The sequence below is a fragment of the Halioglobus japonicus genome (assembly GCF_001983995.1).
Lineage (GTDB): Bacteria > Pseudomonadota > Gammaproteobacteria > Pseudomonadales > Halieaceae > Halioglobus > Halioglobus japonicus.
The window spans coordinates 1755212-1779016 of the sequence record NZ_CP019450.1; the positions used below are offsets into that span (position 1 = coordinate 1755212).

Sequence of the window (23805 nt, forward strand, 5' to 3'; positions counted from 1 at the left end):
GGCGCAGCTCCTTTCTTTCTTCATCCTAGGAGACCCCCGATGAAACTAGGTTTTCTGCTCGGTTATTCCGGCAAGCAAATTCACATTCCCATGGACCTGATCACACAGGCTGAATCCATGGGTTACGATTCCGTTTGGACCGCTGAGGCCTACGGCAACGATTCTATTACCGCGGCTTCCTGGATCCTGGCCCAGACTTCCAAGATCAAAGTGGGCACCGCCATCATGCAAATGCCTGCACGTACGCCGGCGATGGCCGCCATGACCGCCATGTCGCTGGATCAGCTGTCCGGCGGGCGCTTTATCATGGGCCTGGGTGCCTCCGGCCCTCAGGTAGTGGAAGGCTGGCACGGCGTTCCTTACGGTAAGCCTGTAACCCGTACCAAAGAGTACATCCAGATCGTGCGCAAGATTTTCGAGCGCGACGGGCCGGTTGAATTTGACGGCAAGATGTACCAGATGCCGAACAAGTCAGAGGGCACTACCGGCCTGGGCAAGCCGCTCAAATCGATTCTTGAGGGCAACCCGGACATTCCCATTTACACTGCATCCATCACCCCCGCGGGCCTGCGCTGCGCCGGTGAGGTTGCCGATGGTGTGTTCCCCGTGTGGATGGATCCCACCAATTACGACGTGCTGGGTGAACACATTGGCACCGGCCTGGAGAAGAGCGGCCGCACCCTTAAGGACTTTGACATTGCGCCCTTCGTGTCGGTAGCGATGAACGACGACCTGGATGCCGCGTTTGATTCTCTGCGCCCCTGGCTGGCGCTGTACATTGGCGGCATGGGCGCGCGCAATAAGAACTTCTATAACGACTATGCCACGCGCATGGGCTATGGCGACGCAGCCAAGAAGATTCAGGATCTGTACCTGGATGGCAAGCCCGCTGAAGCTGCTGCAGAAGTGCCCAATGAACTCCTGGACGAAGTGTCGCTGGTGGGTTCCAAGGACCGGATCCGCGATCGTCTGCAGGCCTGGAAAGAGGCAGGTGAACGCGGTGAGGTAGGCACCATGCTGCTGGGCGTTCACGACCCTGAAGTCCTGGAGCTGTTTGCGCAGGAAATGCTCTGATGCAATTGGCCGGTAAGGTCGTCATTGTCACTGGGGGTGCGAACGGTATCGGTCGCGCCCTCTGCGAACGCTTTCATGCCGAAGGTGCTGAAAAGTTGGTTGTGGCCGACCTCGAGGGTGACAATGCGCGCGAATTTGCCAGCACCATCGATGGTGATGCATATGAAGTCAATGTGCGCGATGAAGCTGCAATAGCGGCAATGGTCGCTGACGTTGAAGCCCGATACGGCCGAATCGACTTGTTCTGCAGTAATGCGGGGATTATCGCCCTCGATGGGGAGCCCTGGTGGGCAACGTCGGCAAGTAACGAAACCTGGTCGGCGATGTGGGATATACACGTGATGTCCCACGTATTTGCTGCCAGAGCTTGTCTGCCGGGTATGTTGGAGCGCGGTGAGGGTTACTTCCTGAATACCGCTTCCGCCGCGGGGCTACTTAGCCAGATTGGCGATGCAGCGTACTCAACGACGAAGCATGCCGCTGTAGGTTTCGCGGAATCCCTGGCGATCACGCACGGTGATGACGGCATCAAGGTGTCTGTGCTTTGTCCCCAGGCCGTTGCCACACGTATGGTAAACGCAACTGAAGATGCCGGTGACGATATGGTCGGTGGCACTGCCGGCGTCGATGGTGTGCTGAGCCCGACAGCAGTGGCAGACTCGGTAGTAGAGGGATTAGCCAATGAGCAATTCCTTATTCTGCCGCACCCGGAAGTAGAGCAATATCGCGCCAACAAGGCCCGTGACTATGGCCGCTGGATTGGCGGTATGCGCAAGATGCGGCGCATGTTGAACTTGAGTACAGCGAAATAGTGCTGGGCGCGCGAAGTGGAGAAGAGAGAACGCTTCGCGCGCACCATCCTCAATGGCTTTGAGGTTTTCTTCGCAGAATTTCAAAACATCACCCTGGCGGCTAAAAGCCGCTTCGAGAATGCCGACTGGCAAGGCATGCAGAATTCTGCGCGGCGCAGAATTGATCTGCGTAAGCAGCGCACTCGAGAAATCATCGAGTATGTGGAGTTGGTCGCAGGCGAAGATTTGAGGAACTTTGAATTCTGGAAGGCCTCCCGAGAGATTTACGCAAACCTGGTCGCAGGACATAACAACTTCGAGATCGCAGAGACATTTTTCAATTCCGTCTACTGCGCCGTATTCGATCATCGCAACATTCGCGACGACTATGCGTTCGTGTTTTCCGCCCACAGCGATATGCCGGCGGCCGATGTTGCTGCGGTATTTCGCAGCTACTCCCGTGAGCCGATGGATCAATTGTTTGGCCAGGTTCTGGCAGATTTCGCCTTTGATATCCCCTACGAAAATCTGACGCGAGACCTTGAGAATATTCTGCTTGTTGCGGAGCAAGTGCTTGTGCCGCAACTGCCTGGCATCGAACGTGAGCTTCGGTTTGAGGTTCTTGAGCACCATTTTTTTCGCAACAAGGGCGCTTATATTGTCGGCCGGGCTGCGAGTGGTGATCACAGTGTGCCCTTCGTACTGCCGATCCTGCATAATGAGCGAGGTGCGGTGTTTGTCGATACCGTGCTGTTCGGTGCGGACAAACTGAGTGTCATCTTCAGTTTTACGCGCAGTTACTTTCTTGTGGATGCTCGTATTCCATCGGCGTATGTCTTGTTTTTGAAGCAGCTGATGCCCGCCAAGCCGATATCAGAGATCTACAGCGCCATGGGCTACAACAAGCATGGCAAAACTTACTTCCATCGCAGCGCCTATCGGCATATGACAGGCACGACGGATAGGTTTGTGGTGGCGCCTGGTATCAAGGGCATGGTGATGAGCGTATTCACCATGGACAGCTACCCCTTTGTATTCAAAATCATCAAGGACCGTTTCACGCCGCCCAAGGACATGAGCCGCCAGCAGGTGAAAGACAAGTACGAAATGGTGAAGCGTTGGGACAGGGCAGGGCGAATGGCTGATACTCAGGAATTCACCAATCTTACCCTCGCCAGAGAACGGTTCTCTGATGAACTGATGGAAGAACTTTGGCGTGTGGCGCCGTCTGTGCTCGAGGAACGCGGCAAGGCGCTGATTATTAAGCATGTGTACGTTGAGCGCCGTATGACGCCGCTGAATCTTTACCTGCAAGACGCGACCGAGGAGCAGGTGTTCGCGGTCATGGACGAATACGGTAATGCCATTAAGCAATTGGCAGCGGCTAATATCTTTCCCGGCGACATGTTACTTAAGAACTTTGGTGTGACCCGGCATGGGCGCGTGGTGTTTTACGATTACGACGAAATTGTGCCCTTGCTGGACTGTAATTTCAGAGTGATTCCTGAGCCTCGTACCGAAGAGGAAGAGATGGCCAGTCAGCCGTGGTACTCTGTTGCGCCTAACGACATCTTTCCCGAAGAATTCCGACTGTTCTTTTCTGGCAATCAGCGCGCGCGTTCCGCCTTCGATGCACTTCACAGCGATATTTATCAGGCAGCATTCTGGCAGAGCCTGCAGGCGCAGATTCGCAGCGGCTACGTAGAGAGTTTTTTCCCCTATCGCAGAAAGTTGCGATTCAACCGAGATCTGGAGACTGCCTGATGGCAACTATTTATCTGATTCGCCATGGACAGGCGTCCTTTGGTTCCGCCAACTATGATCAGCTTTCGGAGCTGGGTCAGCGGCAGGCGGACGCTACCGCTGAGTACCTGGCCAGTGTTGGCATTGAGCTCGACGCTGCCTACAGCGGCGATTTGTCGCGCCAGCGCGAGACCTGCGAGAGAGCGCTGGCAGGGCAGGTGGACGGTGTACCACATCACATCGATGCGCGGTTTAACGAAGTGAATAATGACGAGCAGGTCGCGGCGTTGGCACCCGTGATTATGGAGAGCAATCCTGCGCTGGCTGAGTTGATTAGTGGCGGCAAGCCCTCCAGCAAGGACTATCAGAAAATTATTGAGGCGGTGTTCACTCACTGGGTAACCCAGGACTGTTCACAGTACGGCATTCAGACCTGGGAAGATTATTCGAGCAAGGCGCATTCTGCGTTGCGCGAGGTGATGAAGCAGCAAGGGTCGGGTAAGAGTGTTGGCATCTTTACCTCGGGTGGCACCATTGCCACGCTGGTGGCGCATGTTCTGGGGGTGTCAGGAGAGAAGGTATATCGCTTCTATGAGCCTATTTTTAACTGTTCCGTGACCCAGCTCTTTTACAGCGGCGACAACGTCTCTTTATCCTATTTCAATGATCGGTCATTCCTGCAGATGCTCAGCCTGGAGAAGGGCGAAAATCTGGTGACCTACCGCTAGCGTACCTTGATCTGCATCCATTTGCGGGAATTGTAACGCCACAGCAAGAGCGTTGCTTTGATCACGTAGTCCATGAACATCACCAGGAACATCCAGTGGATGGACATGTCCAGTGACAGTATAAGGAATGCGGGAAGGAGCCGTCCCAGCATTATACCGCTAACGGTCGCGATGAGCGGGAAGCGGGTATCCCCTGCGCCACGCAGCGCGCCTCCAATGGCGGCATCAACGGCCATAAGAGGCTGACAAAGCGCGATGACATAGATGAATATGCGAGTAAACTCAGCGGCCTCAGGATCTTCGATCATGAAGCCAGCGAGTTCCTCAGCATAAATGGCGGTCAGCACGGAGATCGAAACCATCGCGATGAGCGCCATCCTGAGCCCGCGCCAGCCCGCCTTCATGGCCATTTCCGGGTTGCCTGCACCGAGTTGCTGGCCCACCAGGGTAGCCGCGGCAATACCGAAACCAAACCCTATGACAATAGAGAATGACACCAAACTGATGCCGATGCCGTAGGCGGCATATGCATTTGTGCCATAGCTGGCGACCAGACCGAAGAACACCAGAAAGGCGGTTTGTACAAAACCCTGCTCAGCAACTGAAGGCAGCCCAATACTGATTAGCTGGCGCGCAGTCATCATGTTAACGCGCAGCCGTTTTACGGGTTTGATGTTGAAGGCCCCTCGCCACCAGATGGCAACAAATATGGTAGTGATGGTGGCAGCGGCCGCACTTCCGCCTAGGCCAATGCCCTGAACGCCGAAGGCAGGGACAGCGCCGACACCTGTGGCGAGAACCCAGGCCGCTATGATGTTGAGCACCGAACTGCAGAACAAGAAGAGCAGGGGGGTGATTACGTCGCCTGTGGCACGCAGTGCGGTCGACAGAATCGTATTAAGTGCAGAAAACACGTTAAACAGGCCCAGCCAGAAGATGAAGCTGGCAGCTGAGGCTGAGGTCTCCTCATCGAGGCCAAACAGGCCGACAATAAATTCTGGTACGAGCAGTGGCGGTAGTCCGAGTAGCAGTCCGAAGAACACGGCCATGGCCATGGACGTCCAAGTCGCCATCTCTGCCTGGCGGTGGTCGTTGGCGCCCCAGTTGCGGGCGACAATGGCTGTAGTGGCAACAGATAGCCCCATTAACACCGCCTGGATGAGGAAGAACACCCGGTGGCCCGTTGTGACTGCGGCTACGGCGCTGGGCCCCAGGGGCGAGGCGATCTTAATATGTAGAAAGCCTACGGTGGTGAACAGCAGGTTCGAGATGATCGTTGGCCAGGCCAGTTGCCATACGCGGCGACTGGTAGAGCCGGTCTCCTGGTCAGACGACGACATTCAGGGGCCTTTCTTTCCCAGAGCAGCACACTCTTTGTGTCTGAAACAGTCGACGGTGTGGTCGTTGACCATGCCGGTGGCCTGCATGTGCGCATAGATGATGGTAGATCCCACGAAGGTAAACCCACGCTTCTTCATGTCCTTGCTAATTGTGTCCGATAGCGCCGTAGTGGCGGGCACCTGCTTCATGCTTTTCCAATGGTTCTGGATGGGGGTGCCGTCGACGAAGTTCCACATATAGTTGGCGAAGATACCGAATTCGGCCTGTGTTTCCAGGAACGCCCGGGCATTTTTTCGGGCGCCATAGACTTTCAGTTTGTTGCGGATGATGGCTGGGTTCAGCAGGATTTTATCGAGCTTGCTGTCACGATAGCGGGCGATTTTCCGGGCATCGAAATTATCAAAAAGCGTCCTGTAACCTTCTCGCTTGCGGAGTATGGTAATCCATGAAAGCCCAGCCTGAGCGCCTTCCAGAATAAGGAACTCGAACAAGGTCTGGTCGTCCCATACGGGCACGCCCCACTCTTCATCGTGATATTTAACATAGAGGGGGTCATCTCCACACCAGGTACAGCGCTTGGTCATAGTCTCTCTCCGCGGGGGTAACAGTATGGTCCCGGGTAGTGGGCCTGTCTAGGCTGCACTGGTACAGCGAGGTGGCCTGTGCCACACTTTGCGTCCCCTAGCGATAGACCCTCTCATGATTGACTCAATTCTCTTCACTCGACACGGCCACGTGGCCCAACTCACCCTCAATAAGCCCGAGAAGCACAATTCGCTCGGCCAGCAGGAACTAGAGGCGATTCAGCATCATTTGCAGGAAGTAGCGTCAGATCGTGATGTGAGAGTGCTGGTGGTGACCGGCGCTGGCGAGAAAACTTTCTGTGCCGGTGCTGCGCTCAACGAGTTGGGGGCTGGCAAGATCAGCGGCGATCACTTCCAGGCGACGACGGATATGCTGGCCCAGTTGCCCATTCCGACGATTGCCTCGCTCAATGGCAATGTTTTCGGTGGGGGAGTGGAGCTGGCATTGAGCTGTGACTTCCGTATTGGTGTCGAAGGCAGCCGTATGCGGGTCCCTGCCGCGGCCATTGGACTGTGCTATCCGATCAGCGGCATTAATCGCTTTGTAGAGCGCCTAGGTGTGAATCTTGCCAAGCGGATTCTCGTGGCGTCGGAGACGTTTACAGCCGCCCAGATGCTGGACATAGGCTTTCTGGATCATCTAGTTACTTCCGAGGGCCGCGCAGAGAAAACCAGCGCGCTCGCAGAGCACATTGCCGGGCTCGCGCCCCTGGCTGTGCGCGCAATGAAAGACATCCTCCAACAGGCTGCCGGCCAGGGCATTGATCCCGAGGCGGCCAACGTCTTGTCTGACTTGTGCCTTGAATCTGATGATTTGCAGGAGGGCTTCGCTGCCCAGAGGGAGAAGCGTAAGCCGGTGTTTAGTGGATGCTGATTAAACTCAGCGTGGCGCGAGTGGGCCGTGACAAGAGAGCTCTCGGTCGATCGCCATCCACTGAACCCCTAGGGTATCCAGCCATGCCATAGCTGCCTGCTCGGTTTTGAGGCGTGCGATACTTGCAGCCCCTGATGCCGTCAGGCAGTTCTCGGCGACTACTACTACGCTTAGCAGCCCGGGAATCGGATGGCCGTCGATAGGGCTGAGGCCTCGGCCAAAGTTTTCACCGTTAAAACTGATCCGCTTTTCGAAGTCGCCGCGCTTTGTGAACCCCGCGTTATTGACCTTGAGCCGTGCAATGGCTGTGCGTACGCCCTGTGGGTGCCGGACCCCTATCAACCAGTTCGCGCCGTCGGCAGCTTTGCCGATGGTGATAACATCCTGGTCGAGTTCAATCATCGCGCTTGCAACATCGTCTCGCAGAAGAAGTTTGCGAACGCAGTCCACAGCATAGGCACATACAAGGCTATTGAGATCGATCAGCATGCCCTGGCTCTCAAGCCTGGCGCCTGCTTCAGTGATTTCGAGTTTTGACCATCCAATTATCGACAACAGGCTCTGCAGTTGTGACTCTGTGGCCGTTAATCCGCCATTGTCGGAATAACAATTTTGAAGCAAACGTGTTGTGGGGTCGTAGAGATGATTGCTTTGTTCCCAAAGCCGGGTGGCGTAATCAAACAGCCCGCGAGCCTCAGCATCCAGTTCTATAAAAGCGCCAGTGCCCGCTACCTGATTTATCTGGCTTACCAGTGAGTGTTGCTCGTAGGAGCAGAACTTGACCTCCAGGCGTCGTAATTCCTGCTCCGCCGCAGCGATCAGTTCATCTCCGTTGTTACGAGGGCCCGTGATAATGAGAGAACATGAGCGACCGAAAACATGGAGCCTGCATTTTGAGGTCATGGTTTTTTGTAAGACCTTGTTTTTTTTGGCTGTGTACTAGTTTGCCACTTTTAGTTCCAATCGCCTATCGTTAGTGGGCCCGTGGTTTCGGTCCGAACACATGAATTTCAAGTTTCTGTTGGTTTGGATCGAATGTGATTTCACACAGACCTCCAATTGCATTATCCAGATCTCCGAGAGCCGAAAGCTGAAAATCTGTAGACAAATCCGGATTTACTGGCGCTACTGATGAGCAAGCTCGAAAAGTCGAATTTCCGCTCATGTACTCGAAAATATTACTATCCACCTCTAGAAAGAAATCCGTCGTCTCGAGCTTGCCTATTAGAGATAAGCTGCCCCAAATTGACCTATATAGCGCCACTGTCATTGGCGGAGTTTGTTCGAAGGGTATACATAGCGGTTCAACTCTATTAATGCTTATCACATTGGTTCGCTTTAGCTCTCGCGAATCGCATATATCTTCTATTGCGAGTTCCACGAATCTTTGCAAGTCCACTCCGCGTTGCATTGGTACTTTTGAAAAGTACATATCTAATACGCGAAGGGAGTTGGCGATCAGCCATGATTGCGTATGGCAGTCGCTCGGCGATATGGGAGCGCTATCTGATTGTAACTTGAGTCGCTCATCGAAATGTGAGGATATAGCATCGCGTCTTTCTCTCTGGAACTCGAAATGCTGTGACATTTCATTCTCGGCTAAATTTGCTGCCACTGACATTTCATGAGCGTATTCTAGGGCTTTGTTCTTTATGGAAATAGCATCGTAGAGCTTTCGAAGAATGCCGAGGACGCCAAGAATCAGGATTAGGTAGCCAGTATATGCCCACCAGGTTCTCCATGGGGCAGTTGCGACATTAACGTGTACCATCGAAGACTCGGTGCTCCATGTTCCTTCCAAGTTTGTTGCTTGGATCTCAAAGCGATATCCGCCAGCGGGTAGGTTTGTGTAAGTGGCGGAGTGATCTCTTCCTGAATACACCCACTCCTCTTGTAGGCCAAGGAGGCGATATCGATATTCATATGAGTCATGTGCAATGTAGTCCAGGACTGAAAACTTGAACATCATGAACATATCGTCATGCTTTAAGTGTACTTCCGCTTTTTCTGAGCCAAAGTTTGTTTGAACATCAATTGCCTGTGACTTGATACTTGTAACTCTCAGTTGGGGCGACTTGATTTCCGTTGATACATCTTGGGGGAAAATTTTGTTGTAACCATTGACTCCTCCAAAGTATAAGTTCCCATCGTCGTCTTTGAATGATGCAGCGAAATTGAAATCATTTCCTTGAAGTCCGTCTTTTACCAAGAAGTGGCGTAGCGGTGTTTTGTCATGGCTGAACAAGAGAACCCCCTTCTGAGTTGCAGTCCATATTCGACCTAAATCGTCAATTTCGATGCTGTAAACAGTGGTGTTCGAGTTTTCTTTGGAGATAGCTCTAGCCATAGCGCTCAGCGACTCACTGTCGCTCTCGAACTTTACATAAAATAAGCCGTGATCTTTGGTGCCAATATAAAGATCGCCGCCGGCGCCACTTTGAAGGGCGAGGATTCGAGGGGCACTTTCGAGACCATCGAACTTTATGTCGACCACTTGAAACTCAGACACGTCTTTCGAAAGACGATATATGCGCTTCTCACTTACAGCATAGATTTCTCCATCAGATACCTCTTTGACTAAAGTCACTGAAGCGTCATCAATTGATAAATCACGAACTAACTCTCCATTTGAAAGCAGATACAAGCCAGAGTTGTATGTGGCTATCCAGATGTGGCCTGAGTTCGATTGAAGTATTGAAGTGACAGCGAGGCTTTTTGCTGAAGTCGGTAAAGGGCGCTCTACAAGCCCGGAATTTGTGTGTACTAGGTCGATACCATGTTCCTGATAACCGACCCAAATTGACTCACCAATAGTTGTTAACGTCATGATACGGTGGTCAGTGAGAGCATTTGGATGGCCCTTGTCAAATCTTTCATGAAAACCTGATTCATCGAGTCTAAATAGTCCGTTGTAGGTGCCAATCCATAATTGTCCCGATGAATCTTTCGTAAATGCCAGCACCTCTGGGTGTATTCCAGAGCTTTGTGCGCTATGAAGCTCCATTTCGATTTTCGTTGCGGCGTAGAGACCCTGGTAGGTGCCTATCCATAGCTCGGAGTCAGTTTTCAGCAGGGCCATTACTGAGTCGTTGCCTAAAGACGTATTTTCGGCTCTGATTACCTCTGCTAACTTAAGATTGCTCGAAAAAATATAGATCCCTTTGTTGGTCAAAACAAATAGAGCATTGTCGATCCAGAGTACTTTCGCGATGTGAATGTCATACTTTTCCGGAAGTTCAATGCGAGAGATACTTGATCCGAAGTCTGGTGAAAGTTTAGAAATCTGCCCTGTGCGGTCAGCAACTATCAGCGAATTCTCAGGCCCTTCACTTATGGCAACTATTTGCTGCTCGATCTCGGCTGTGGATAGCTTCTCAAACGAGTTCCCACTGACGAAAAATTTGGCTAGACCGAACGAGCCTCCAATAAAAGTGTTTCCTGTTTGTGTATGTGTTATTGAAACAATTTCGAAGGAGTTTCGCTGTTCGAGGGCGTCGGTACGGACTTGAACTAACTTTGATGTCCCCTTGAGCCTGAATACGTTAGTGCGAGTAGTGATCCAATTCTGAGAAGTCTCGTCTTTCGATACACTGGTTATATTGGTTAAGTCGAAATTCGTACTATGGCTAACAATCGTTGCTGCATGATTGTTGAGTGAAATTGAGACCAGCCCAATGCCGTATGCGGCCACCAAGATATCACCCGTATTGGACTCGCTAATTCCGCGAATGTCGGAGAAGAGGACTTTGCCTTCCTTTGACCTGGCTTCCTGAAACCTAGATAGAGTACTCCCATCAAATTTGTACAGTCCTTCTTGTGTGCCAATCCACAAGTTTCTCATTGAATCTTGATGTAATGAGGTAATTGTTGGCTGCGCAATTTGCTGAGCGAATGTTGGGGAAACTATTTGATAGTTCGAGTAGACCGGACCGCTGGCTCCGAGAAAGAGAGCTGCTATCAAGGTTAAGAATCTTAGATCGATGTGCATTTCGAAAAGTCCTGCTCCGGTAAGGATCAAGATGTTCTAAATGGCGAAAATCCTTCTTGCTACTCCTTCAACGAAAAATACTGATAGTTCCGTTATCGATCAATCGACGTAAATTCGCCTAAATTCGTTTTGAAACTCAGAGTCGGCTGTCCTAAGGAGATTGAGTTTGAAGAGATAGTCAGTATCCTCATTCTTCTTTGCGCCTTCCTCAATTGTCGCGCTTATCCCTCGCACTTTTATCGCTCCTACGTTTGCGCTCAACGATTTTATTGCGTGGGCAGTGCGCGCAATTTCTGTAAAGTCATTGCTCTCGATGCAGTGTTCAATTTGAGATAGCTTCTGGGCGAACTGCTCGCGATAGCCGTCGAAGACTTTGAAAAGCAGGGGCTTACCTGTGGATTTCTCAACTTCCAGAATTGTTGAAATAGCCTTCTCATCAAAAATATCCTGATGCAGATCAACCACTTCCAGGCTATTGGTGTTGTTAGTGAACTGAATATCTTTCAGTCCGGATCTTGTTGAAATGTCGAGGGCGCCCTTAATGTCGTCAATGGAAAATGGTTTAGAAATGAAATGATCCATTCCAGCATCAACACATTTTTCACGATCAGTTGGATTTATTCCTGCGGTGAGAGCGACAATTTTCGCCGGTTTTAGTTTGAGCTCCGTCTCAAATTTTCTGATCTTCTTAGTAGCGTCGAATCCGTCCATTACAGGCATCTGACAGTCCATCAGTATCAGATCAAATGGGTTGGATTTATACTTGGTCACAGCTTCTTCGCCATTTTCCGCAATCGTTACGGTAAGCCCCATCATTCCAAGCATTTCTATTACAATTTCTTGGTTGGTTGAAACATCTTCGGCAACAAGAATCGAAATTTGATTCTCATTGTTCTTTGGCGACTTCGTATCAATATTGCTTTCAGCCCGACGTTCATTGAGCTGTTTCTTGAGATTTTTAGCGTTCTGTAGAGTAAATGGCTTCGGGAGCGTCATCCATTTACTCGATATAATTTCAGGCCGCACTTCGTTCATTCGAAGCATTAGATACCCACAAGAGATGTTTTCAACCATGAGTGACTGTTCCAGTTGTGGATATTCTCTCAGATCGTTGAAGTCTGCTATGTAGACTCCATTGGGGTCGAGTGCATTTTCCTCTTTATACCAACTGCATTGAATGTTCTCGAAAGCCAGATGGCTTTCGATCGTCTTATAAAAAGCAGGTGTAGAAGTCGCGATATAAACAGTGGTGGGATGTTGGGCTATCGAGTCTGACTTGGTAGTTTCTGGTTGTAAGGGGACGCATATAGATATTTCAGTGCCTACGCCGATTTCAGATCTAATTTCAATTTCGCCGCCCATAATCCCAATATAGTGCTTTGAGATTGACAGACCTAAGCCGGTGCCACCATATTCACGAGTTGTGCTTGCGTCAGCTTGAGTGAACGCTTCGAAAACCCTTGCTTGGGTGTTTCCATCCATGCCGATACCGTCATCTCTAACCGATATTATCACCAATTCTTTTTGACTATCCGCATCACTGCTTCTAGTCGAGGCTAGAACATCAATACAACCGTGATGCGTGAATTTGATGGAGTTACTGACGAGATTCATTACAACCTGGCGAATCTTGGTCGGGTCACCGACATAAGTATTGCTAATCGATGTTCCAATAATGACGTTAATATCCAGGTTCTTTCTTGCCGCAGGTTCTGCCTGTAAGTAGCAGACCTCATCAAGTAACTCTACCAAGCTAAATTCGATTTGCTCTAACTCGACTTTAGAGGCTTCTAGCTTTGAATAGTCGAGTATCTCATTGATAAGCGTGAGAAGTGCATTGCCGCTTTTATGGGCGGCTGTCGCAAACTGCTTCTGCTGAGTATCCAATTCTGTGTGCAGTAGAAGCTCCGTCATGCCAATCATTCCATGCATAGGAGTGCGTATTTCATGACTCATGGTTGCAAGAAACTCAGACTTTGCAGTGTTTGCAGATTCCGCAGCTAGTCTCGCCTCTTGAAGATCAGAAGTTCTTTCATCAACCATCCGCTCAAGTTCTTGCTGTCTTTCAATAGCAGCGGCGGTCTGTCTCCGTTGTGCTCGCATATACAGGGCGAATAGGAACGAAGCCAAAGCCGTATAGGCCGCGTACGCCAGTGGGCTTTGCCAGGGTGGAGGTGAGACTTCTATGGGTAAAGATAGGGCATCCCAATTCCACTCGCCTGCCGTACTAGCTGCGGCTAACTTGAGTGTGTATGAGCCCGGTGGCAAAGTGGTAATAGATACTATTCTGGAGTCTGGTGATATGTTCCAGGTTGAGTTCAGCCCCTCAATTTTGTATGCATACTGGACAAGGTCGGGTGCTGAGAATTCTGAAGCGTAGAATTCAATCGAAAGCATCTTGTCTTCGTATGTGAGATTTAACTTGTCGAGTTCATGGTACGGAACGTCAAACGTTCTGCGCTCGTTCATGACCTTGATGGAATAAATGGCTACTTCTGGCAGTTGTCCTGTATTTTGGATCAAAGCTGGATCAACAACGTTAAACCCCGAAATACCGCCAAACAGAAGCTTTCCGTCGACATCTGTAAAGGACGCTCCCATGTTGAATTCTAAACCTTGCAATCCATCTTCGATCCCAAAGTTGGTGGCTTCCGAGAGTGAAGGTGCGATTCGGGTCAGGCCTCTATTATGCGAAAGCCAAAGGTAGTCTTCAGAATCAATCTGAATTCCGTAAATGCTAGAGCTTGGGATGGTGATGTTAGAAATACCATTTTCAAACACTGGTCTGAGTTCTGTGCGGTAATCATAGGTCCATTTGGCTATGCCACCACCGGCGGTACCTAGCCAAAGTGTTCCATGGCTGTCTTCCTTGAAGGCCCAAATCATGTCACTTTCGAGACTGTTTGGATTTTGGCTATCTGTATAGATTCGACTAAAAGTCTCTTCTTCTATCAGAAAACGATTAAGTCCGTTTTGGGTGCCTATCCATATATAGCCAAGACTGTCCTCAAACATTGCTAGCACACGGTTGTCACTGATGCTTTGTATGTTGTACTCGTCATGTAGCAATTGTGTAAAAGAGTCGGACTCCTCGTTGTAGATATTGAGCCCGCCTCCATAAGTGCCGATTAGCAGCTCTCCACTTGATAGCCTAAGTAGTGATGTGACGCCATTGCTGCTAATCGATGTGTCAGAAAGGGGGGAATGTCGATATACATCAACCTTGTTGTTGGTGAGGCTTAATCGATTTAGTCCACCATCATAGGTACCTATCCATAAGTACTCGTTGTCGGCAAGTAGACTCATTACGGTATCGGATGAAATGCCAGGGTCAGTAAATGGATTGATCCATTCAAATTCCTCTGACCCCTCCGGTAGTCTATTGAGTCCTCTGTCGGTCGCTACCCATAAACTGCCGTCTTTGGTCCGGGCAAATGCGTTTACGGAACTGCTCGATAGTCCGCCACGAACTTCATCGAACGCTTCGAAGCGGTTCTCGCTTCCGCTGGCAAGGCCATGGACTGTGCCGACCCAGTATTGGCCATCACGCGATTGGAAAATTGAGTACGCCGCAATTTCTGGTAGGCCCGAATTTTGCTCTCTATATCGAACAAAGCTTTCTCCGGCTGGATCAAAAAGGTTGAGGCCATTCTCTGTGGCAAACCACACATTGCTTTGTGCATCGACATATATCTCTGTAACGCTATTGCTTGAGATAGAATCTAACTGACTCTCCAGATGAGCGAAGTGCGTTGAAGAACCCTCTACTGGGTCGTATCTGTAGGCTCCCTGATTTTCGGTAGCTATCCAAATTTTGTCAGCGGATTCAGCCGCAATGTAGGTCGGTTTGGCTTGCTCGGAGGTTGGTGTTGCTGTTGGTACGAGTCTATGTCTCTCAATTACCAAGTCTTCGATACTAATGCTAATCAGACCGGCGCGTTGGGTAGCTACCCAAACTACGCCGCTGTCCTCACTTTGATCGAAAGAATGGACGATCCCGAAATTCGGGATTTTTTGATTGTCTGGAATCAGATGTTTGAAGGTTTCCGAAACGGGGTCGAAAACGCTGATGCGATCTATATATCCGATCCATAGGCGTCCAGTGCTGTCAGCATATATAGATTGAATGTCGTCAGATAATAGAGAGTTTCGATCAGCGGGGTTGTATCTGTATGCGCGAAACCCATTTGTTATCTGGTTGTAAAGGTTCAGGCCACCTCCATGGGTTGCAACCCATAGATTGCCCTCAATGTCTTCGTCGATACCTGAAATGGTATCAACTGTGAGTGAATCATCGATCTGTGCTGAGGCGGTGAAGCTTTCGAGGTGGCGACCAGTGTATTTGGTTAGTCCCTCCTGGGTCACGAGCCATAAGGCTCCCTGAGAATCCTGATGTATCTGCCTGACACTTTGTTGAGTAAGTTGGTCAGAGATTGGCGACTTGCTAAATCTAATATAGCGATGCTGGTCTAATGCATGTGTAGCTGCAGTAGCCCATATAAGTAGTACTAATAGAATCAAGCGCTGCATAGTCAGCTAACATTGTTATTCTGGAGGATAAATTTTATGCCATTGTGGGCATAAAGTTCAAAAGGCGGAATCGCCTGATCAAGTAAAGACGGCGCGGAGCTAGGGGTAGGCAGTCCTAGGATCTCCGCGCCAGAAAGAAATTTGTTATCTGGAGGGTATTACAGTCTTACAGATTGCTAGCTATGGCTATTTCAGGCCCCATTTGAAGGCATTCTGCTCTGCATAGGACTTCAAGCCCCACTTAAACGCGCTCTGTTCACCCGCAGATTTCAGGCCCCACTTAAAAGCTGTTTGCTCACCAAAAGACTTCAAGCCCCACTTAAATGCGCTTTGTTCGCTAGTCGATTTCAAACCCCACTTGAACGCAGTCTGATCACCAGTAGATTTAAGGCCCCATTTAAAGGCGCTTTGCTCGCTGAACGATTTCAGGCCCCACTTGAATGCGCTTTGCTCCCCAGTTGTCTTGAGGCCCCATTTGAAGGCACTCTGCCCTGAGTGATTCATGGTGCCCCATTCATAGCTTGTAGAGCTTGTAATCGATTGATTGGATTCGTTATTGCTGGGATTGGATTTGGCCCATTTGTTCCCGCCTGCAGCGCGCTCCGTTGCTCCCCATTTGAAGCTTTCAGTCTGCGTTTCGACACTCTTGCCCCACTTGTAGCCTGAGGTATTTGCTCGAGTGTAGGAGGTGGCTCCGGCAATTGAGTGGCTGACCCTCTGAATGGTGCTGTGGCCGCCAGAACCTAAAGTCGGGCCTGATTGAGAAACCTCAGCCAAAGTTGTGTTTGGTGCCGCGATCAGGAGTGCGGAAATACTAGAGATGCCCAGAGCTTTGATCTTTGCCGAAGTTTTCATTTTGCCTACCTACTGTTTTCTGATGGGAATTGTTCGCGCGGAAATCTGTGACACGCGTATATGTTTTTGTGTTTTCTTGGGGCAGTTTGAGACCCCGTTCACACTCTTTTTCTGCGGTGCTTGACTTCGATATAAGAGCAACGACTGACCAAAATAAACTAGTAGGTCTAACCATTTTGGGTTAGTTGGCGGGTGAAATTTGATTGTGAGAAAGCTGAGGCGAGCAGCGGTATGCTCTAGGTCACTGATTTATATGAAATAACTCAGTGCTGAGGGTGGTCTGGTTAAAAATTGACCCAGTCTGGGTAATTTACCGGACCGTGGCGTCGATGCAATTACGGTTGCTTACCGAGTTGCTCAATCTGGCGGCGTTCCATCTCGTAGATTTGCAGCCATTGGAAGGGTGAATCGGGGGGTTCTTTGGCGTCGGGAGGCAGGCGTTCTACGTGCGATTTGATGCCCCAAACGCGGGTGTCACTGCGGCCTTTCTCAGCGGGGAAGGGCGACAGCATCAGTTCGAGGCCGGGGAGGCTGGTGTCGCCTTCATCGGTGATAATGGCGGGGCCCTGAAAGTGATCCTGGCCGGCGATGTCGTCTGCCAGGCTGAGGCCTTCGTTGCCGCAGCCGCGCCTTCCCAGAGTGATTGCGCGCGTGATGCTCACATAGCCCTGGCCCTGCTCGAACGGGCTGTAGGAGAGCAGGCCATCATGATTAATAGCGAGATCGGCGGTGCTGGTGAGCATGCACTTGACGTCGTCTGGAGTCAGTTCGGGTTCGAGTTGCAGTAACAGGGCTACCAGCCCGGACACCAGGGCAGCCGCTTGCGAGGAACCGGTCATTACGAATTCGCCGGTGTCCAGTACGTATTCGGGATAGTCCTTGGTGAGACTTGATCCAGGGCGGGTAAGTCCAGTCATGTGCCCGCCCGGCGCGACTATGTCAGGCTTGATGTGCGCCGAAGGGGTAGGGCCGCGCGATGAGAAATCCGGAAGATAATCGTCGCTGCGATCCAAGGGGGTCCACGAGTCGGTGATCGCCCCAACGGTGATAATGTAGGGCAGGTTGCCGGGTGAACCCACACTCATCAATTCAGGGCCTTCGTTGCCAGCAGCTGCGACTACGACAATGCCTGCCTGCCAGGCGCGCATCACAGCTTGATTAACCGGATCCAGGAAATAGGGCCACCGGGGTCGCGATGCAAATGATAGGTTGAGCACACGGATATCAAATTTCTCGCGGTTATCGATGGCCCACTGAACGCCGCGCACAATATCCAGCATGCCCCCCTGACCTTCGACATTGAAAGCCTTGATCGTCACCAAATTGGCGTCGGGGGCGATGCCCTTGAAAGAGCCGGTTGGTTTGCCGTTGCGCAGCGTGGGGCCGCTATTGCCCAAAATACTGGTCATGTGCGAACCGTGCCCGCTTTCGTCAAAGGCTTCATCAACTTCACGACCATTGATCGCATCATAGCGGCCCAGAACCCGGGGTTGTCCCTGGGTGTTCAGTGACAGATGATCGTGTTCCCAAAGCCCTGAGTCGAGCACGGCAACGGTGACACCCGCGCCGCGAATATCGTGCAGATGCAGGCTGTCTGCCCCTGCTACGGTCGCGTAGTAGAAGTCATTGTGGTTATCCGGGTACGCGGGCGGACTTTCAACTTTACAATTCTCACCAAAGTGGATGGCGGCGCTTACTTTGTTCTGGCGCTCAGGGGAGGGGGCATCATCTTTATTGGCGAATTCGATCTCCAGGTGAGCCGTGCCCGAAAAGGGGGTAGTAGTGGTTTGGCTGAGGGCAAGTGACATTTTGCCTGGCGTGTTGGGCAGCGTGTCGGCAGCTACGTTACTGTCACCGACGCTCGCGCGGGTGACGGCTCCCCAGGCGGCAGGCCAGGTCATGTCTATCTGCGTTGCTTTCGCGGGGGCGTCACTTTTGTTGATTAAGCGCCAGCGCATGCTGTCAGGTGAAAACTCGAGCTGCAGGTAGCCGGCTACGTTACAGTCCGAAGAAGGCTCGGTGTACTCGTCGGGGGGATCGAACGCCAGGTCATCGATGTATCGATGTACCTTGTCTGAAACCAGTATGGCTTCCAGTTGCTGGCGATTAAGCTGCGCCCCAACGGCATCAATGATGGGTAGCTGATGGGTGATCTCGCCCTTATGGGTAGCCACCAATGCGGCCATGGCGTCGGCAGATTCGCCCTGCAGCATCACGTGCAGAGGCTGTTCTTCGCTATTGGCGGTGAAGCTCACAGCACATGTCATGGCAATCAATGTCGCCCGCATCGGCGCCAAATATTTCATGCCGTGAATCAGTCTTGTGGTTTGGGCGTCAGGTCAGCAGAGAAGTCTTGCTGCAGCGTGTCGGGAACATCTTCGGGATACAGCGGTCGGGCGAAATAGTATCCCTGGAGCAGATGGCAGCCTTTGGCCACGAGGTAGTCCAGCTGGTCTTTCTGTTCAATGCCTTCTGCGATCACGCGTAAATTGAGGGTGTTCGACAAGGCAATAATGGCGTCGACTATCGCGGCACCATCGGTGGTGTCGAGGTCAGCGACAAAGCTCTGGTCGATTTTCAATGTGTCGATCGGGAAGCGCTTCAAATAACTGAGCGAGGAATAGCCGGTGCCGAAGTCGTCTACCGCGACTTCCAGTCCAAGCTCCTTGAGCTCGCTCAGCTTTTTAATGTTGGCTGGCGCATCGTTCATGATGGCGCTCTCAGTGAGTTCCACTTCCAGGCGATTGGCGGGTATGTGAGCGCTTTCGAGGAAAGCGCGCATGCGCTTGGGTAAATCGTCCTGATTGAACTGAATCGGTGAGATATTGACGCACACCCGAAACGGGGGGAGTCCCAGTGAATCCCAGTAGCGACAGTGGCGGTTTATCTCACCGAGCACCCAGTCGCCAAGCTCTATAATCTGGCCGGTACGTTCGGCCACCGGAATAAACTCCAGGGGTGAAATCATCCCCCTGTCGGGGTGCTTCCAGCGTACCAGGGCTTCCATGCTGACCACGGTGCCGGTCGCGGTATCAATCTGGGGCTGATAGCGCAGTTCCAACTGGTTGCTGCTCATGGCGTAGCGCAGTTCTTCTTCCATCTTGAGCTGTTCGACTGCCCGGGCGTTCATTTCTTCATCATAGAAGCGAAAGCAGGCTCGGCCTGCCGCCTTGGCTACATACATTGCGGTATCCGCATTGCGAATCAGTGCATCAGGATCCTGGCCATCTTGCGGGAAGACAGCTATGCCAATGCTGGGAGTAACCACCGGGTTATGTGATTGCAGAGCGATGGGTTCGGACAGCGTGTTGAGAATGCGCTTGGCCACTTTCTCAATATGCGCGCTGTCTTTTACATCCGATAGCACTACGGTAAATTCGTCGCCACCCAGGCGCGCTATTTCGGTGTTGCTGGTGTATTCGTGTTCGTCGTTGGCGCTGTTCTCAGTGTAGTAGTTGATCGCATCATCTTCGCGCAACTCCACGGTGAGTCGCTTGGCGATCTCTACCAGCAGACGGTCACCGCGACTGTGGCCGATGGAGTCGTTGATGCGCTTGAAGTGGTCGAGGTCGATAAACAACAATGCAGCACCCGTATCGTGACGGCGGCAACGCTTGAGAATTCGATTGAGCTGTTCGTTGAAGCTACGTCGGTTGGGCAGGCTGGTCAGTGGGTCGTAGTAAGCCAGATAGCGCAGCCGGTCTTCCTGGCGCTTGAGCGCGTTGAAAGCGTCTGAGGCGCGCAGCATGTACTGCACATCCCGGCCCAGCAGTGACCAGTTCACAGGTTTGGTTTTGTACTGAGTGGCGCCCGCCTGGAATCCCTGGTCAATAGATTCGCGATCGTCCGAACCAGTGACGATCATGATAGGGATGGATTCCCCCTGGGGCATCTGGCGAATTCGCTGGCACACTTCCAGGCCCGTCATGCCGGGCATTTCTACATCCAGGAAAACAAGGTCGGGTCGCTCGCGGGCGAAGACGTCGAGCGCTTCGGTACCATCGGCGGCTTCAACCACCACCATGTCTTCTGCCTCAAGGCACTGGCGAGTGAGCAGACGAACATTGAAGTCGTCATCGCATACCAGAATTTTCGCGCGATAATGCGCTCGATCTTCACTGATCATTATTAGAAGCAGAAAAATTTTTGAGAGTGCGGTAGGCTATCATCACTGACTACGTCCGCCTAGCCCGAATCATAAATGCAGTGGGTTTATTGGCGGAGAGGGACGATCAAGGGGGGTGTAACGGACTGGGCATGCGAGTACATCTGTCTGCGGTATACAGGCTGGTGGTTCCTTTTATGCTCGTTGCCTTGGCAATGTGGGCGCGTGGTTTCGCTCCCTCGCTGGATCATGAAGCCAGCATTCTGCTGGAAAATCTTCCCTACCTTTTGTGTGCTATCTGCTGCGGTCTGGGGTGGATGTTCAATCGTCTGCGATTGGCCCTGGCGGCGTTGGCCTCCACGGGTTTGTATCTGCTTATCAAATTGCACCTTCAGGTCAGTCTTTCCGAGTCGCCCGCGGGTGAATTGTATCTCTTTGCTGGCCTCGCCCTCGCAGTGGGAGTGGCCTACCTCCTGGTCGTGCGCGATTACGGCTTGCTGACGCTGCGCAGTTTGTTGATGGTGATCATATTCGCGGGGCTGTTGGGTCTTTGTTATGGAGCCGCGGAGTGGATTGGCGCAACGGATGCCGCATGGTCTGCGCGTTTCGCTGCGCCCACCCACGACGATTATATTCTGTCCCATGCGGTGTCGTGGCTGATCGCCGGTGCGGCGCTGCTGGCTATCTTTTTGGTGCTGGCGCGCGATGATGAAACGGAGGGTGCGCTGTTTGGCGCGCTGTTGGCAGGGTTTTGTGCGCTGGCGTTTTTGCACCTGGAGCAGATCTCTGTGGTGATGGCCTGTGCGGGCCTGCTCAGTGTGGGTTGGGGACTGATCCGCGGCTCGCACGCGATGGCTTATCGCGATGATCTCACCAGCTTGCCGGGCCGGCGGGCCTTAAGCGAGCGCCTGCAGAGCCTGGGGCGGCATTATGCTATTGCCATGCTCGACGTGGATCATTTCAAGAAATTCAATGACACCCATGGCCACGAGGTGGGCGATGAGGTGCTGAAGCTGGTTGCGTCGCGCATCCGGCAGGTGGGTGGTGGCGGCACTGCCTACCGCTACGGCGGCGAGGAATTTTGTGTTGTGTTCCCGCGCAAGTCCGCGGAGGAGTGCGCGGAGGTACTCGATCAGGCGCGCGAGCGTATCGCTAACTATGAAATGTCCATTCGCGACCAGGGCAGGCGTCCGGTCAAGGCGAAGGAGGGCACACGACGTCGTGGCGCCACTCGATTGTCCGCGGCGTCCGTTTACGTCACCGTCAGTGCCGGCATAGCGGAACGGGATGACAAGCTGCAGACGCCGGAGGAGGTTATGGCCGCCGCAGACAAACAGCTTTATCGAGCCAAGCGCGGTGGCCGCAATCGGGTGGCATGGCCGGGCTCTAGAAAGTAATCAAGAAAATAGTGGGTCGTTGCGCTTGAGGCGCTGTTCTTCGACAAAACGGGGAATTTGCTGCAGTGGAATGGCCGGGCTGTAGTAAAAGCCCTGCACTTGCTGACAGTTTTTCTCGCGCAGGAATTCCACCTGCTCGTAGGTCTCGGCACCTTCTGCCACCACCAGCATACCGAGACGGCGAGCCATCTCGATAATCATGGTGCACACCGCCTCCTGGTGTGCGTTGTGCGGCAGGTCGCGCACAAAGCAAGCGTCGATCTTGAGTGCGGAGATCGGTAGTTCGGTCAGGTGTGAGAGCTGTGAGAAGCCGGTGCCGAAATCATCCAGTGAGAAGGACACACCCAGCAGTCGCAATTCGTCCATGCGGGCTTTAATGGCCGCCGGGCTCTTGAGAATGGTGCTTTCGGTCAGTTCCAGCTCCAGCCTCGAAGCATTGGTGCCGGTGCGGCTGATGATGTCTTTGACGATCTCAACAAAGCGGTCGTCCTGGATTTGCGAGAACGAAATGTTCACCGCTACATCGACGTTGCGAATGCCCTGTTCTTCTATCCATACCTGCGCTGCACATGCGTGCTGGATAACCTGGTAGCCGATCGTTTTCATCAGCCCCATATCTTCGCAGGCTGACAAAAATTCGCCGGGGCATAGCAGGCCACGCTCGGGATGGTTCCAGCGCAACAGGGCTTCAAGGCCCACCAGTGCGCCGGTGTTGAGATCTACCCGGGGCTGGTAGTGCAGCTCGAACTGATTTTTGCGCACAGCGGTACGCAGTTCCGCGGCCAGTGAACTGGCACCAGAGTCGTCGAAACTGATCTGGTTGGTGTAGCGGATAAACTTGTTGCCATCGACGGTCTTGGCCTGTTGCATGGCGCTGCGTGCGCACTCAACCAGTTCGGCAAAGTCTTTGCTGTCGTCGGGGAACATGGCGGCGCCGATGCTGGCGTCGATCGAAACCTGCTGTTCGCTCAGAATCATCGGTGCCGCAATCGATTTGAGCATCTTCTCCGAGATGAGCTCCACGTCGGCGAAAGAGCTGACATCTTCCAGTACCACGGCAAACTCATCGCCACCCAGTCGGGCGATGCTGTCGGTGCTGCGCATCTTGTTCAGTAGACGCCGCGAAATAGTCTTGATCAGCAGGTCGCCGTCGGCTTCGCCGTAGTGATCGTTGATGTTGGCGAACTGATCCATGTTGATGTAGAGCAGTGCGGTGTTGAAACCGTAGCGTGATGAGCGCTCCATGGCCCGCTCCAGGTGAGCGCGAAAGCCTACCCGGTTCAGCGCGCCAGTGAGTCCATCGCGGTTCGACAGTTGCTGGATCTTATCGCGTGCCTGCTTGAGCTGGATGCAGTAGTCCAGAATGCGGTGAACCAGTGCATCCTGAATCTGGCCGCGCACCAGGTAGTCCTGAGCGCCCAGATCATTTAGTTGTTCCAGCGTGGTTTGCTCTGCGTCATCTAACAGCAGAATTAGGGGAACGGTGGCGTTGTTCTTTTGCGCCAGTCGCAGCAGGTATTCGGTTTGTGGGCCGTAGGCCATGATGACAGCATCAATGGCAGGATCCAGCAGGGCTTCCAGTGGCCGCTCCATCGACTCCGAGCTCGCCAGTTGGAACTGCTGCAGCGGCGCTCGCTCAAGACAAGCTGACAGCACCAGATGATCTGCCTGGTGTTCAGAAATAATGAGTACGGTGTTTTGTTCCACCTATTCGCCCTGGGTGCCCGACAATGGTCTTGGCAGTCCGCGTCAGGGGAATCCCCAATGCCTGACTGCTTATTCTTTATATAACATG

15 protein-coding genes are annotated in these 23805 nt (G+C 52.4%); 6 read left to right on the forward strand and 9 right to left on the reverse strand.

Going from position 1 to position 23805, the window contains the following annotated elements; all coding sequences use genetic code 11:
• The first annotated feature begins 39 nt into the window (after window positions 1-39).
• From BST95_RS08335 to BST95_RS08350, 4 genes are read left to right on the forward strand one after another with little or no spacing between them, the layout of a single operon-like run.
• Window positions 40-1074, forward strand: coding sequence for an LLM class F420-dependent oxidoreductase (locus tag BST95_RS08335; RefSeq protein ID WP_084198877.1), 1035 nt, complete (start codon window positions 40-42; stop codon window positions 1072-1074).
• Window positions 1074-1886 (forward strand): SDR family oxidoreductase, encoded by an 813-nt coding sequence (locus BST95_RS08340; protein WP_084198878.1) that lies wholly within the window; start codon window positions 1074-1076, stop codon window positions 1884-1886. The genes BST95_RS08335 and BST95_RS08340 overlap by 1 nt, the downstream gene beginning before the upstream one ends.
• A gap of 15 nt (window positions 1887-1901) precedes the next feature.
• A complete protein-coding gene (gene aceK, locus BST95_RS08345) occupies window positions 1902-3629 on the forward strand; it encodes a bifunctional isocitrate dehydrogenase kinase/phosphatase (protein ID WP_084198879.1) in 1728 nt (575 codons plus the stop codon).
• Window positions 3629-4336 (forward strand): histidine phosphatase family protein, encoded by a 708-nt coding sequence (locus tag BST95_RS08350; protein ID WP_084198880.1) that lies wholly within the window; start codon window positions 3629-3631, stop codon window positions 4334-4336. The genes aceK and BST95_RS08350 overlap by 1 nt, the downstream gene beginning before the upstream one ends.
• Here the strand turns inward: BST95_RS08350 and BST95_RS08355 are convergent.
• Together BST95_RS08355 and BST95_RS08360 are read right to left on the reverse strand one after the other, a co-directional pair.
• Complete coding sequence (locus BST95_RS08355) at window positions 4333-5676, reverse strand: MATE family efflux transporter (RefSeq protein WP_084198881.1); 1344 nt, start codon at window positions 5674-5676, stop codon at window positions 4333-4335. The two genes, BST95_RS08350 and BST95_RS08355, sit on opposite strands and share 4 nt — an antisense overlap.
• Window positions 5677-6261 (reverse strand): DNA-3-methyladenine glycosylase I, encoded by a 585-nt coding sequence (locus BST95_RS08360; protein WP_084198882.1) that lies wholly within the window; start codon window positions 6259-6261, stop codon window positions 5677-5679.
• Between the two features lie 115 nt (window positions 6262-6376).
• Here BST95_RS08360 and BST95_RS08365 point away from each other — a divergent pair, with 115 nt between their 5' ends.
• Entirely contained in the window at window positions 6377-7135 is a 759-nt protein-coding gene (locus BST95_RS08365) for an enoyl-CoA hydratase/isomerase family protein (RefSeq protein ID WP_084198883.1), read from the forward strand.
• A 6-nt stretch (window positions 7136-7141) separates the two neighbouring features.
• On the opposite strand, the gene BST95_RS08370 is transcribed toward BST95_RS08365, so the two are convergent.
• The 6 genes from BST95_RS08370 to BST95_RS08395 all read right to left on the reverse strand — a co-directional run bounded on the left by BST95_RS08370 (window position 7142) and on the right by BST95_RS08395 (window position 20634).
• Window positions 7142-8038 carry an FAD:protein FMN transferase gene (locus BST95_RS08370; RefSeq protein WP_084198884.1) on the reverse strand — a complete coding sequence of 299 codons (897 nt, stop codon included), beginning with the start codon at window positions 8036-8038 and terminating at the stop codon, window positions 7142-7144.
• Between the two features lie 70 nt (window positions 8039-8108).
• Window positions 8109-11123 carry a ligand-binding sensor domain-containing protein gene (locus BST95_RS08375; protein ID WP_084198885.1) on the reverse strand — a complete coding sequence of 1005 codons (3015 nt, stop codon included), beginning with the start codon at window positions 11121-11123 and terminating at the stop codon, window positions 8109-8111.
• 99 nt (window positions 11124-11222) lie between these two features.
• Entirely contained in the window at window positions 11223-15488 is a 4266-nt protein-coding gene (locus tag BST95_RS08380; protein ID WP_169843886.1) for a hybrid sensor histidine kinase/response regulator, read from the reverse strand.
• Window positions 15489-15839: 351 nt separating this feature from the next.
• A complete protein-coding gene (locus BST95_RS08385; protein ID WP_084198887.1) occupies window positions 15840-16508 on the reverse strand; it encodes a hypothetical protein in 669 nt (222 codons plus the stop codon).
• Between the two features lie 335 nt (window positions 16509-16843).
• Window positions 16844-18814, reverse strand: a complete 1971-nt coding sequence (locus tag BST95_RS08390; protein ID WP_084198888.1) for a S8 family peptidase — start codon at window positions 18812-18814, stop codon at window positions 16844-16846.
• Window positions 18815-18822: 8 nt separating this feature from the next.
• Window positions 18823-20634 (reverse strand): putative bifunctional diguanylate cyclase/phosphodiesterase, encoded by a 1812-nt coding sequence (locus BST95_RS08395; protein ID WP_084198889.1) that lies wholly within the window; start codon window positions 20632-20634, stop codon window positions 18823-18825.
• Window positions 20635-20765: 131 nt separating this feature from the next.
• On the opposite strand from BST95_RS08395, the gene BST95_RS08400 reads away from it, so the two are divergent.
• Entirely contained in the window at window positions 20766-22010 is a 1245-nt protein-coding gene (locus tag BST95_RS08400) for a GGDEF domain-containing protein (RefSeq protein WP_084198890.1), read from the forward strand.
• Here the strand turns inward: BST95_RS08400 and BST95_RS08405 are convergent, their stop codons facing one another.
• Complete coding sequence (locus BST95_RS08405) at window positions 22011-23717, reverse strand: putative bifunctional diguanylate cyclase/phosphodiesterase (protein ID WP_084198891.1); 1707 nt, start codon at window positions 23715-23717, stop codon at window positions 22011-22013.
• Window positions 23718-23805 lie beyond the last annotated feature (88 nt).